At 72.4% G+C, this 13,468-nt stretch carries 7 protein-coding genes and 1 pseudogene; 5 read left to right on the top strand and 3 right to left on the bottom strand.

Annotated features, from left to right (window positions below):
• Nucleotides 1-69: 69 nt before the first annotated feature.
• Entirely contained in the window at nucleotides 70-723 is a 654-nt protein-coding gene (locus J7462_RS10205) for an MBL fold metallo-hydrolase (protein ID WP_219463750.1), read from the bottom strand.
• Nucleotides 724-730: 7 nt separating this feature from the next.
• The gene (locus J7462_RS10200; RefSeq protein WP_219463748.1) at nucleotides 731-1,450 is read right to left on the bottom strand and encodes a maleylpyruvate isomerase family mycothiol-dependent enzyme; all 720 of its coding nucleotides are present in this window, start codon (nucleotides 1,448-1,450) and stop codon (nucleotides 731-733) included.
• Nucleotides 1,451-1,628: 178 nt separating this feature from the next.
• Here J7462_RS10200 and rsgA point away from each other — a divergent pair.
• The 3 genes and pseudogenes from rsgA to J7462_RS10185 all read left to right on the top strand — a co-directional run bounded on the left by rsgA (nucleotide 1,629) and on the right by J7462_RS10185 (nucleotide 6,544).
• Nucleotides 1,629-2,707: pseudogene (gene rsgA, locus J7462_RS10195) on the top strand (ribosome small subunit-dependent GTPase A).
• Between the two features lie 280 nt (nucleotides 2,708-2,987).
• Nucleotides 2,988-5,933: an excinuclease ABC subunit UvrA gene (uvrA, locus tag J7462_RS10190; protein ID WP_219463746.1), complete on the top strand. Its 2,946-nt coding sequence runs from the start codon at nucleotides 2,988-2,990 to the stop codon at nucleotides 5,931-5,933.
• 149 nt (nucleotides 5,934-6,082) lie between these two features.
• A complete protein-coding gene (locus J7462_RS10185) occupies nucleotides 6,083-6,544 on the top strand; it encodes a Rieske (2Fe-2S) protein (RefSeq protein WP_219463744.1) in 462 nt (153 codons plus the stop codon).
• Nucleotides 6,545-6,592: 48 nt separating this feature from the next.
• Here J7462_RS10185 and J7462_RS10180 read toward each other — a convergent pair whose 3' ends face one another.
• A complete protein-coding gene (locus J7462_RS10180) occupies nucleotides 6,593-9,835 on the bottom strand; it encodes a penicillin acylase family protein (RefSeq protein ID WP_219463741.1) in 3,243 nt (1,080 codons plus the stop codon).
• A 334-nt stretch (nucleotides 9,836-10,169) separates the two neighbouring features.
• Here J7462_RS10180 and J7462_RS10175 point away from each other — a divergent pair, with 334 nt between their 5' ends.
• Complete coding sequence (locus J7462_RS10175; protein ID WP_219463739.1) at nucleotides 10,170-11,504, top strand: jacalin-like lectin; 1,335 nt, start codon at nucleotides 10,170-10,172, stop codon at nucleotides 11,502-11,504.
• Between the two features lie 10 nt (nucleotides 11,505-11,514).
• The gene (gene uvrC / locus J7462_RS10170) at nucleotides 11,515-13,464 is read left to right on the top strand and encodes an excinuclease ABC subunit UvrC (RefSeq protein ID WP_219463737.1); all 1,950 of its coding nucleotides are present in this window, start codon (nucleotides 11,515-11,517) and stop codon (nucleotides 13,462-13,464) included.
• The last annotated feature ends 4 nt before the right edge of the window (nucleotides 13,465-13,468 follow it).

Raw genomic sequence — 13,468 nt, 5'->3', positions numbered from 1 at the left:
CCGGTATCCGCCCCGGTGACCGGCGTTCGCCCGGTCACCGGGTGTGAGCCCGCCACCGGGTGCCCCGGGTCACCAGCCGCGCGCCCGCCACTGCGGCAGCGACGCCCGCTCCGCGCCGAGGGTGCTGTCGGCACCGTGCCCCGGATAGAACCAGGTGTCGTCGGGCAGCCGGTCGAACAGCTTGTGCTCGACATCGTCGATGAGCTGGCCGAACCGCTGCGGGTCCCGGTCGGTGTTGCCGACCCCGCCGGGGAACAGCGAATCCCCGGTGAAAAGGTGCGGGGTGCCGGCCGGGTCGCGGTAGAGCAGCGCGATCGACCCCGGGGTGTGCCCCTTGACGTGGATCACCTCCAACGTCTGCCCGCCCACCGTCACGGTGTCGCCGTCGGTCAGGGCCTGCGCCGCGATCGGCAGCCCCTCGGCGTCGTCGGCGTGCACCAGGGCCTGGGCGCCGGTGGTGGCGACGACCTCCTCCAACGCCACCCAGTGGTCCATGTGCCGGTGGGTGGTGACCACCGAGGTCAGGCCGGCGTCGCCGATCAGGTCGAGCAGCCGTGGTGCCTCGTTCGCGGCGTCGATCAGGACCTGCGCCCCGGTGTCGCGGCAGCGCAGCAGGTAGGCGTTGTTGTCCATCGGGCCGACCGACAGCTTGCTGACGGTGAGTCGGTCCAGTTCCCGGACGGCGGGCGGGCCGCCGTGGGTGACGTCTCCGGTGTAGCTCATGGGCGGTCTATATCCATTCGGGTGGGGTCGGGAGGGGACCGTCCGGGGTGACGGTCAACACGTCGCCGCTGCTGCGGCCGATCAACCAGGCGACCAGTTCGGCGGCGGGGCCGGCGACCTGCGGGGCGCCCTGCGGGTCGCCCACCACCAGCTCCGGCCGGTTACCGTCGGCGGGCCGTAGCACCAGCGCCGGGGCGTCCGGCCGCTCGGCGAGCCCGCCGGCCACCTCGTGCAGCAGGTGCTGGGCGAACGCGGCCGGCCAGTCCGCCGGCCGGTAGCCGGTGCCCAGGTCGACGTGGTGCACCTCCAGCTCGCGCCACCGGCCCCAGAGCACCAGGGCGACCGGCCACGGGCCGCGTCGGGTCTGCACGGTGCCCTGCCACGCGTGCGCCGGCATCGCGGCCACCGCCTCGGTGAACCGGTCGGTGCTGCGACGCAGGTCGGCCAGCAATTCGGCGGGCGGCCGGTCGGCACCGGCGGCGATGTCGGCGTCCCGCGCGGCGTCGCTGGCGTACATCGGGATGTCCTGCCCGGTTCGGGCGGAGGTGAGCAGGTTGACGAACCCGTCGGCGTTGCGGGCCAGGTGGGTCAGCACGTGGCCCCGGGTCCAGCCGGGCAGCAGGCTGGCAGCCGCGACGGCCGCCGCGTCGAGCCCGGCCGTGGTGTCCAGCAGGCGGGCGGCGGCGTCGGTCACCGCACCGGTCAACAGCAGTGGATCCGTGGTCACGCCACGACCCTAACGGTCCGGGGAGCGTTGCGCCGCCGGGGAATTCGCTTTCGGCGCGTCGGTGCGACGCCTACCGTCGGCTACGACGCGGTACCGGGACGACGGACGGGGGTGGTGATCATGCCGGTAGCAGGACGCGTGTTCGGCCACGACCAGTTCCGACCCCGGTGAGGATGACATGACCATCGATCTGACCGCTCTCGGCCTGGACGCCGAGCGGGCGGCGTACGCGCGACGGCGGCCGGACCGCCGCCCCGGCCGGGTGGCCCGGGTCGACCGGGGGGTGTGCACCGTGCTGGCCGCGGACGGACCGGTCCGCGCCAGCCTGGGCCCGGCGGTGCTGGCCGCCGCCGCCCGTGACCTGACCGCGTTGCCGTGCGCCGGTGACTGGGTGCTGCTGGCCCGCTGGCCGGACGGCCCGGTGACCGTCGACGCGGTGCTGCCCCGACGGACCGCGCTGATCCGCCGGACCGCCGGCAAGGACGCCAGCGGTCAGGTGCTCGCCGCCAACCTCGACGCCGCGGCGGTGGTCGAGCCGGTGCACCCGGAGCCGGACGCCGCCCGGATCGAACGGCTGCTCGCGCTGGCCCACGAGTCGGGGGCCACCCCGCTGGTGGTGCTCACCAAGGTCGACCTGGCCGCCGACCCGCAGGCGGTGGCCCGGCAACTCGCCGCGGTGGCCCCCGGGGTGCCGGTGCTGCCGGTCAGCGCCGAGCAGGGCACCGGCCTGGCACCGCTGCGTCCGCTGGTCGCCCCGGGTCGTACGCTGGCCCTGCTCGGCCCGTCCGGAGCGGGCAAGTCCAGCCTGGTCAACGCCCTGGTCGGGGCGGACGTCATGCCGACCCAGGCGATCCGACGCGTCGACGGCAAGGGCCGGCACACCACCACCTGGCGGGCGCTGGTCCCGGTGCCCGGTGGCGGGCGGTGCTGGACACCCCGGGGGTCCGGGCGGTCGGCCTGCTCGATGGGCACGCCGGCCTGGACCGGGCGTTCACCGACATCGCCGAGCTGGCCACCGGCTGCCGGTACGCCGACTGCGGGCACACCGCCGAGCCGGCCTGCGCGGTGCGGGAGGCGTTGGAGAACGGGGAACTGTCGCCCCGTCGCTGGGAGAGCTGGCGTCGGCTCCAGCGGGAGGTGGCCTACGAGGGTGGCCGTCGGCAGAGCCGGCTGGCCGCCGAGCGGCGGGGCGGTTGGCGAGGGGGTCGACGCCGGCCGGCCCGGCCGACCACGCCACCGCTGCCGGGCGGTTTCTGACCGGTGCCCGACCCGGCCGACAGCGGTCGGGTCGGGCACCGGGTCGGTGTGCCGCCGTGGTGCCGGTCCGAGCTGTGGCGCGGGCCGGGCGGTGGGCTGACCTGACCGGTGTGAGCTGGGGGAATGTGGGCGTGCACGAAGTTGTCGTACCCCGGGGCTAAAGTTGCCGGGGCGTTCCTTCCGCGCCCGTGAAACTGCTCAACTCACTCCGCAAACCGCTCAGATCACCTTCGTAGCGGACAGATCCGCCTCACATTCTTCTTTCGGGAGCACCCGCACCGTGGCCGACCGTCTGATCATCCGTGGCGCGCGCGAGCACAACCTGCGTGACGTCAGTCTCGACCTGCCCCGGGACGCGCTGATCGTCTTCACCGGGCTGTCCGGCTCCGGCAAGTCGAGCCTGGCCTTCGACACCATCTTCGCCGAGGGGCAGCGCCGCTACGTCGAGTCGTTGTCGTCGTACGCGCGGCAGTTCCTCGGCCAGATGGACAAGCCCGACGTCGACTTCATCGAGGGGCTGAGCCCGGCCGTCTCCATCGACCAGAAGTCCACCTCGCGCAACCCGCGCTCCACCGTCGGCACCATCACCGAGGTCTACGACTACCTGCGGCTGCTCTTCGCCCGCATCGGTGAGCCGCACTGCCCGGTCTGCGGCGAGCGGATCTCCCGGCAGAGCCCCCAGCAGATCGTCGACCGGGTGTTGACGATGGCCGAGGGGACCAGGTTCATGGTGCTCGCCCCGGTGGTCCGGGGCCGCAAGGGCGAGTACGTCGACCTCTTCGCCGAACTCCAGGCCAAGGGCTACGCCCGGGCCCGGGTCGACGGGGTGGTGCACCCGCTGACCGAGCCACCCAAGCTCAAGAAGCAGGAGAAGCACACCATCGAGGTGGTGATCGACCGGCTCAGCGTCAAGGCGGGCGCCAAGCAGCGGCTGACCGACTCGGTGGAGGCCGCGCTCGGCCTCTCCGACGGCCTGGTGCTGCTCGACTTCGTCGACCTGGCCGAGGACGACCCGGCCCGGGAACGTCGCTACTCCGAGCACCTGGCCTGCCCCAACGACCACCCGTTGGCGATCGAGGACCTGGAACCCCGGGTCTTCTCGTTCAACGCGCCCTACGGGGCCTGCCCGGAGTGCACCGGCCTGGGCACCAAGAAGGAGGTCGACCCGGAGCTGGTCGTCCCCGACCCGGAGCGCACCCTGCGCGAGGGCGCGCTGCAACCCTGGGCGACCGGGCACAACCTGGAATACTTCCTGCGCCTGCTGGAGGCGCTCGGCGAGAGCCAGCACTTCGACGTCGACACCCCGTGGCGGGCGCTGCCGGCGCGGGCGCAAAAGATCATCCTGCACGGCTCCGACGACCAGGTGCACGTGCGCTACCGCAACAAGTTCGGTCGGGAGCGGTCCTACTACACCGGCTTCGAGGGCGTGGTGCAGTGGATCGAGCGGCGGCACACCGACACCGAGAGCGAGTGGTCGCGGGACAAGTACGAGGGCTACATGCGCGACGTGCCCTGCGCGGCCTGCGGCGGCACCCGGCTCAAGCCCGAGGTGCTGGCGGTCACCATCGCCGGCAAGAGCATCGCCGAGGTGTGCAACCTGTCGGTGGGTGAGGCCGCCGAGCTGCTCGCCGGCATCGCACTGACCGACCGGCAGAAGATGATCGCCGAGCGGGTGCTCAAGGAGATCAACGCCCGGCTGCGGTTCCTGCTCGACGTCGGCCTGGACTACCTCTCGCTGGACCGGGCGGCCGGCACCCTGTCCGGTGGCGAGGCGCAGCGCATCCGGCTCGCCACCCAGATCGGGTCCGGCCTGGTCGGCGTGCTCTACGTGCTCGACGAGCCGTCGATCGGCCTGCACCAGCGGGACAACCACCGGCTGATCGAGACCCTGCTGCGGCTGCGCGGCCTGGGCAACACGCTGATCGTGGTCGAGCACGACGAGGACACCATCCGGGTGGCCGACTGGATCGTCGACATCGGGCCCGGCGCGGGGGAGCACGGCGGCCGGATCGTGCACAGCGGCTCGGTGCCGGAGCTGCTGGACAATCCCGAGTCGGTGACCGGGGCGTACCTGTCGGGCCGGCGGGAGATCCCGACACCGCAGCAGCGTCGACCGCAGACGCCGGAGCGGGAGCTGGTGGTGCACGGGGCGCGCGAGCACAACCTGCGCAACCTGACCGTGCCGTTCCCGCTGGGGCAGCTCATCGCGGTCACCGGGGTCTCCGGCTCGGGCAAGTCGACGCTGGTCAACGACATTCTCTATGCGGTGCTGGCCAACCAGATCAACGGCGCGCGGCTGGTGCCGGGCCGGCACACCCGGGTCTCCGGGCTGGAGCACGTCGACAAGGTGGTCGGCGTCGACCAGTCGCCGATCGGCCGTACCCCGCGCTCCAACCCGGCGACCTACACCGGGGTCTGGGACCACGTCCGCAAGCTGTTCGCCGAGACCACCGAGGCCAAGGTCCGGGGGTACGGCCCCGGCCGGTTCTCGTTCAACGTCAAGGGTGGCCGCTGCGAGGCGTGCTCCGGCGACGGCACCATCAAGATCGAGATGAACTTCCTGCCGGACGTCTACGTCCCGTGCGAGGTCTGCAAGGGCGCCCGGTACAACCGGGAGACCCTGGAGGTGCACTACAAGGGCAAGACCGTCTCCGACGTGCTGGAGATGCCGATCGAGGAGGCGGCCGAGTTCTTCTCCGCCATCCCCGCCATCCACCGGCACCTGCGCACGCTCAACGACGTGGGTCTGGGTTACGTCCGGCTGGGTCAGCCCGCGCCGACGCTGTCCGGCGGTGAGGCGCAGCGGGTCAAGCTGGCCTCCGAGTTGCAGAAGCGTTCCACCGGTCGCACGGTCTACGTGCTCGACGAGCCCACCACCGGCCTGCACTTCGAGGACATCCGCAAGCTGCTGATGGTGCTGGAGGGCCTGGTCGACAAGGGCAACACGGTGATCACCATCGAGCACAACCTCGACGTGATCAAGACGGCCGACTGGCTGATCGACATGGGCCCGGAGGGTGGTCACCGGGGCGGCACGGTGCTCGCCACCGGCACCCCGGAGGAGGTCGCCGAGGTCGCCGAGAGCCACACCGGCCAGTTCCTGCGCTCGGTGCTCAAGCTCGACGGCCAGGCCCGGGGGGCGAAGGCGGCGGTGACCCGGGCGTCCCGGGCCAACGGTGCGACGCCGAAGGCGCGTACCCGCAAGGTGCCCGCCGCAGCCCGCTGACCCGGCGGGTCGACGACCGGCCCCGCCCCGGGGTCCGGCGCGGACATTCCCGGGCGGGTGGGGTGAACCGTCGGGCACAGTGGTGCGTGTGCTCCAGTGAGGCCGCGATGGTCGACGACCTGCGGCGGCAGTCGAGAGGAAGGCCGGAGATGAACGACGATCAGGTGCTGACCGGGCCCGGTACGCAGACCCGACGCGCCCTGCTGGCCGGGGCCGGTGCGGTGGGGGCCTCGGTTCTCCTGACCGCCTGCGGCGACGACTCCGGTGACGAACCGGCCACCCCGGCCACCGGTGGGCCGGCCGCGACCTCCGGCGGGTCCGGTGCCGCCGCGATCGCCAAGACCGCCGACATCCCGGTCGGCGGCGGCCAGGTCTACGCCGCGCAGGGCGTGGTGATCACCCAGCCGACGGAGGGGCAGTTCAAGGGTTTCGACCCGATCTGCACCCACCAGGGCTGCCCGGTGTCGAACGTCGACGGCGGGACGATCAACTGCACCTGCCACAACAGCAAGTTCGCCATCACCGACGGCGCGGTCAAGGAGGGGCCGGCGACCAAACCGCTGGCCGCCAAGGAACTCAAGATCGACGGCGACCAGATCTCGCTGGCCTGACCGACACCGGCCGGCCCGGAGGACGTCCTCCGGGCCGGCCGGTCGGGTTCACTGCGGGTAGACCGCCATCTCCCAGATCGAGTAGCCGTACGTGGTGGCCCGGGTCACCCCGTGCATCCGGACGTAGCGGGCGCTCGTCGTGGGGAAGGCCGCCACGTCGGTGCCGCCGTCGCCGGCCGTGGTCGACCAGACCGTACGCCAGGTCGACCCGTCGTTGGACACCTCGATCCGGTACGACCGGGCGTACGCCGACTCCCAGGCCAGCGTCACCCGACCCACCTGGCGGGCCGACCCGAGGTCCACGGTCAGCCACTGGTCGTCCGCCCAGCTGCTCGCCCAGCGGGTGCCGAGGTCGGAGTCGACGGCCTTGGCCGCCCCGAAGAACAGCTCACTGCCGGACGCGCTGACCGGCCGGCCGGCGGCCAGGTTGGTCAGGTCGTCGCCCCGGCGGGACGGGAACGACACCACCTGCTGGAAGGTGGGCCGGTTCTGCCAGGCGGTGGTGGCGTGCTTGATCCCGCCCAGCGGCGACTGGATGATCGCGTCCGCGCACCACTGGTCACCGGCGGCGCAGCTCGCGTCGCCGGGATAGGTCTGGGCGGCCGGGGTGGCCGCCGCCGTGCGTAGCGTGTCCAGCAGCACCTGCCGGCAGCCGGCCAGGTTCCCGGCCCCGCAGTAGCTCCGGCCCAGCCCGCCGCGCACCGGGTCGCCGAGCACCGCGCGCAGGTCCTTGTCGACGTAGCCCCACCAGCCGTACTGGAAGGACGAGCCCTTGTGCGACTGGGCCTCGTTGGCCGAGGTCGGCAGGTTGGACTTGTCGCCCTGCTGGTACCCGGAGGGGGACTCGTTGATCTGGATCGCGTTGATCAACGACTGGTAGAGGTCCGGGCCCAGCTGGTCGCGGAACATCCCCCGGACCAGCAGCGGCCACCAGGCGTCGAAGGTGCGGATCGCGTCGGCGTGCCGGTAGACCTTCGACCCCTTCGCGGTCTCCACCCGCAGCGCGCCGTCCTGCCGCCACGCCTTGAGCCGGCTGATCTCGGTGGCCAGCGCGGCGTCGGCGACGGGCTGGCTCTCCAGCACCCGGATCAGCTCGTCGAGCACCTCGGCCCCGCGCAGGTCGGTCACGCCGGCCTGCTCGACCAGCGCGGTCAGCGAGCCCCGGTCGAACTTCCGGCCGGCCTGAAGGCCCGCCTTGAGCGGGCGGTCCAGCAGGTCGGCCCGGTGCACCGCGCCGAAGCTGTAGTTGCCGTCCGCGCCGCCGAAGTCCTTGGCCTGCTTGTTGTTCCAGCTGACGTAGTAGTCCTGGTTGACCGACCGGGGGTGGGCGGCCAGCGGGGCGTAGTTGGCGGTGTTCGTCGCCGGGTCGAAGCCCTGCCACTCGTAGGCCGGCTCGGCCTTCATCGGCAGGTTCGGGTTGGACCCGGCGGCCCGCACCGGGTTCAGCCCGGAGTTGAAGTACGCCGACTCGGTGGAGTTGACGTAGAACCAGTTGAACGCGTACTCGACGTTGTTGGCCGAGGCGACGAAGGCGTCCGCCGAGCCCATCTCGGCCGGGTCGTTGAACATCTGGAAGCCGATCGCCGAGTCGGCCTCGTGCCGGTAGGTGGAGCGGAGCTGGGTGAACGCGTGCGGTTTGCCGCCCACCGTGCCCCGCCAGGACACCAGGCCGAGCTTCGTGCGCCAGGCCACGAGCTTGTACGACCCCTTGGCGGTGCCGTCGGCGAGGGTCGGCGTCCACTTGTTGACGTGCGCGAGCTGCTCCATCGCCACGCACTGCCCCCGGTAGAGGTAGTGGTCGGCGGCGAGGGTGGGGGCGCTGCCGTCGGTGGTGCACAGCGGCACCGCGTAGCTGTCGGTGATGTCGTGGATCGACGAGGTGGCGCTCCACGCGTAGTCCTGCCCCCGGCCGAGCAGCACGTAGAGGTTGAGACCGGCGAACGCCGCGCCCCGGGCACTGATCCCCGGGCCCTGCAACTCCTGCACCATCAGCAGTTGCGGGGAGAAGTAGCCGGTCTGCGGGCCGAAGACCGCGACCGGGTGTCCGGTGGCCGAGTTCCCGGCCGAGACCACCGCCGCGTTGGACATGCCCCGGTGCGCCGGGCTGATGGTCAGCCCGGACAGCGCGGCGGCCAGCTCACCGGACGCGCTGGTGCCGGGGGCACGGGCCGGGGCGGCGGTGCTGCCGGCGGAGCCGGTCGGGTCGGTGAAGATCGGCTCGACCCGGGCCGAGCCGGCGTCGGGCAGTGCCACGCTCGCCGCGTCCGGGGAGGCGTCGCCGTACGGGAAGCTCTGCCCGTCGTGCAGGGTCAGCACGGTCTCCGGGTCGTTCTGGTTGCGGAACGCCGTCCACACCCTGTCGCCCTCGGTGGCGCCGTACTTGGCGCGGGCGGCGATGCGGACCAGCGCGGACTGCATCTCGGTGCCGCCCCCGCCGCCGAACAGGCCGCCCACCACGCCGGCGATGGCGATCAGGTCGGTGAGCTGGAACGGCTCCGGGCCGCCGGCGTTGGTGACCGCGTCCAGGTGGCCGGTGAGCACGTACTCGCCGGGGCAGTTGCGGGCGCCCATGCAGACGCCGATGTAGGCGTTGATGCCGGCGATGTACTCCTGCACGTCGGCGTAGAGCTGCTGGCCGCGCGGACCCTTCGTGCGCAGCGCCTCGACCTGCGCCTGGAGGTCCGCCTCGGTGTAGGGCGAGTTGCGCCAGACGCTCTGCTCCAGGGCCCGGTTGCCGGGGGCGCCCCCGGCGAACGAGGTGAGGGTGCCCCGGCCGACGTGCCGTAGCAGGTCCATGGTGAACAGTCGGTCCTCGGCCCCGGCGTAGCCCGCGCCGTACATGGTGCCGCCCCGGGTGGTGCCGGTGACGTGCGGGACGCCTGTCGCCTTGTCCCGCAGGATGCGCACGTCGGAGCGGGGCGAGTAGTCGCGTTCGACCTGCCCCTGCGGCACTCCGAAGGAGGCGTCGTTGAAGAACGAGCCGATCTGTTCCTCGCGCAGCCCGGCGTAGCCGTAGACCAGGTCGGCGTAGCGGTCGAGCTGGTCGGCGGAGTGCCGGGGCAGGGTGCCGAGGGTCTGGTTGCCCAGCACCTCGACGAGGGTGGCGTTGCCGTTCTGGCCGGGTGGCAGGATGTCGCCGCACTCGCCGAGGCAGTAGTCCTCGGGGCTGAACGCGGCACGTGGCGCGGCGGCCTCGGCCGGGGCGGCGGGGGTCGCGGTGAGCAGGGCGGCGACGCTGATGCCGGCGGTCAGTCCGGCGAGCAGGCGGCGGACGGTGGGGGGACGGGGCATGGTGATCCTCCGATGAGGATGGGGATCTTTACGTGAATAACATTCGGTTACCGGATGGTAATCTCCGCTCGTCGATATCGGAAGACGTCCATCGAGCGGCTGCCGGATCTTTCCCCGGGAGTATCGAGCCGGTCGGCGCGCGTGGATAGCTTTCGATCCGGCACCCGGGCTGACGCCCGCCCCTCGCCCCACCCCGCCCGGCGCTCACCCGCCGGCCCTCCCGCCCGGACCGGTGCTCACCCGCCGGTCCCCCAACCCTGACCGGTGCTCACTGCCGGTCCCGCCCCCGACCGGCGGACACCCGCCGGTCCCGCCACTCCAGATTGGACCGTCGATGAAGGTCGTCCGTCTGCTCGCGTCCGCGACGCTGCTCGCGGCCGTGCTCACCCCGCCCGCGCCGGCCGCCGCGTCCCCGGGCACCGCCGCCGCCGCGCCCACCTCGGGGGCGTTCTCCGTGCTCACCTACAACGTCGCCGGGCTGCCCGACATCATCTCCAGCGGCGACCCGGCGACCAACACCCGGCCGATCGGCGAACGGCTCGGCGGGTACGACATCGTGCACGTCCAGGAGGACTTCAACTACCACGCCGACCTGTACGCCACCGACCAGCACCCGTACCGCACCCCGACCAGCGGGGGAGTGCCGTTCGGCAGCGGCCTCAACACGCTGTCGAACTACCCGTACAGCGACTTCGCCCGGGTGAAGTGGAACTCCTGCAACGGCACCGACTGCCTCACCCCGAAGGGCTTCACCGCCAGCCGCATCCGGCTCGCCGAGGGCGTCTTCGTCGACTTCTACAACGCCCACCCCAACGCCGGCACCACCGACGCCGACCTGGCCGCCCGCCGGTCCAACCTCAGCCAGCTCTCCGCGTACGTCGCCGCCAACTCGGCCGGCAACGCGGTGGTCCTGATGGGTGACCTGAACGTCCGCTACACCCGTACCGGAGACAACATCCGGGACCTGGTGGCGGCCAACGGCCTCACCGACGTCTGGGTGCAGCAGGAACGGGGCGGCCAGCCGCCGGCCGCCGGTGACCCCGCGCTGGTCTGCGACGAGGCCAACGTGACCGACTCCTGCGAGGTGGTCGACAAGATCCTCTACCGGGGCAACAAGCTGGTCAACCTCACCCTGAACCGCTACCACAACGAGCACGCCCGGTTCCTCACCCCGACCGGCGGGCCGCTGTCCGACCACTACCCGCACGCCGCCTGGTTCGACTGGACCCTCGCCCCGACGCTGCGGGCCAGCGATACCTGGGGCGGCCCGCACGGCACCGGCTTCACCGACGCCGACCGGGTCGGCCCGGCGGTGACCCGGGTCACCCTGCGCGGCGGCTCCCGGCTCGACGCCGTCGGCGTCGACCTCGCCGACGGCGGCCAGCTGCGCCACGGCGGCACCGGCGGGACCGAGACCGGCCTCACCCTGGCCCCCGGCGAGCGGATCACCCAGGTCACTCTGACCCAGGGCCAGAAGGACGGCCGGACCAGGATCTTCTCGGCCCGGCTCGGCACCGACCAGGGCCGCACCCTCAGCGCCGGTACGCCCACCTCGGCGACGGTCACCTTCACCGCGCCCCCGGGCGGTCGACTGGCCGGCTTCTTCGGCCGCAGCGGCACCGAGGTCGACCAGCTCGGTGTGATCTGGAGTGTCGGGGGCAACGGATAGTCTCGGTGCCGTGGCTGATCCCTCGACCTACCGCCCCGCGACCGGCACGATCCCCGAGTCCCCCGGGGTCTACCGGTTCCGCGACGGCACCGGCCGGGTGATCTACGTCGGCAAGGCCAAGAGTCTGCGCAGCAGGCTCAACTCCTACTTCGCCGACCCGTGGGGGCTGCACGAGCGCACCCGGCAGATGGTCACCACCGCCGAGTCGGTCGACTGGGTCACCGTGGGCACCGAGGTCGAGGCGCTCCAGCTCGAATACACCTGGATCAAGCAGTACGACCCCCGGTTCAACGTCCGGTACCGCGACGACAAGTCGTACCCGTACCTGGCGGTCACCCTCGACGAGGAATACCCGCGGCTGCAGGTCATGCGGGGCGCGAAGCGTAAGGGCGTGCGGTACTTCGGGCCGTACTCGCACGCCTGGGCGATCCGCGAGACGCTCGACCTGCTGCTGCGGGTCTTCCCCGCCCGCACCTGCTCCGCCGGGGTGTTCAAGCGGGCCGGGCAGGTGGGCCGGCCCTGCCTGCTCGGTTACATCGGCAAGTGCTCCGCGCCCTGCGTGGGCACCGTCTCCGCCGACGCGCACCGGGCCATCGTCGACAACTTCTGCGAGTTCATGGCCGGCCGTACCGACAGCATGGTGCGTCGCCTCGAACGCGAGATGACCGAGGCCAGCGAGCAGTTGGAGTTCGAGCGGGCGGCCCGGCTCCGCGACGACGTGGCCGCCCTGCGCCGGGCCATGGAGAAGCAGACCGTGGTGCTCGGCGACGGCACCGACGCCGACGTGGTCGCCTTCGCCGACGACCCCCTCGAAGCGTCCGTGCAGGTCTTCCACGTCCGCGACGGTCGGGTACGCGGCCAACGCGGCTGGGTGGTGGAAAAGACCGAGGAGCTGACCACCGGCGACCTGGTGCACCACTTCTGCACCCAGGTCTACGGCGGCGAGCAGGGCGAGGCGGACGTCCCCCGGGAGTTGCTCGTCCCCGAGCTGCCCGGTGACGCCGACGCGCTCGCCGACTGGCTCAGCGCCCGCCGGGGCAGCCGGGTGTCGCTGCGGGTGCCCCAGCGCGGCGACAAGAAGACCCTGCTGGAGACCGTGGGCCGCAACGCGAAGGACGCGCTGGCCCGGCACAAGCTCAAGCGGGCCGGCGACCTCACCACCCGGGGCAAGGCGCTCGACGAGATCAGCGAGGCGCTCGGCATGCGTACCTCGCCGCTGCGCATCGAGTGCTTCGACGTCTCCCAGATCCAGGGCACCGACGTGGTGGCCAGCATGGTCGTCTTCGAGGACGGGCTGCCCCGCAAGAGCGAATACCGCCGGTTCATCGTCCGGGGCGCCACCGACGACCTGTCGGCGATGTCCGAGGTGCTGCGCCGCCGCTTCGCCCGCTACCTCGACGCCCGCGCCGAGACCGGTGAGCTGGGCGAGGAGACCGCGTCCGACCCCGACCGCCCCGGCATCGACCCGACCACCGGCCGGCCACGCAAGTTCGCGTACCCGCCGCAGCTGGTGGTGGTCGACGGCGGTGCCCCGCAGGTGGCGGCGGCCGCCCAGGCGCTGGCCGAGCTGGGCATCGACGACGTGGCGCTGTGCGGGCTGGCCAAGCGGCTGGAGGAGGTCTGGCTCCCCGACGACGACTACCCGGTCATCCTGCCGCGCACCTCCGAGGGGCTCTACCTGCTGCAACGCGCCCGGGACGAGGCGCACCGGTTCGCCATCACCTTCCACCGGCAGCGGCGCTCCAAGCGGATGACCGAATCAGCCCTGGACACCGTCCCCGGGCTGGGTGAGGTCCGCCGCAAGGCGTTGCTGCACCACTTCGGCTCGCTCAAACGGCTCTCCGCCGCCACCGTGGAGGAGATCGTCGAGGTGCCCGGGGTGGGCCGGCGCACCGCCGAGGCGATCCTCGCCGCCCTCGACGACGACCCGAAGACCACCGCCCCCACCCCGGCCGACTGACGGC

The organism is Micromonospora sp. RL09-050-HVF-A (assembly GCF_019374995.1).
Taxonomy (GTDB): Bacteria; Actinomycetota; Actinomycetes; order Mycobacteriales; family Micromonosporaceae; genus Micromonospora; species Micromonospora antibiotica.
Note: the sequence above shows the minus strand (reverse complement) of the source record. Positions and strands in the feature narration are given on the sequence as shown.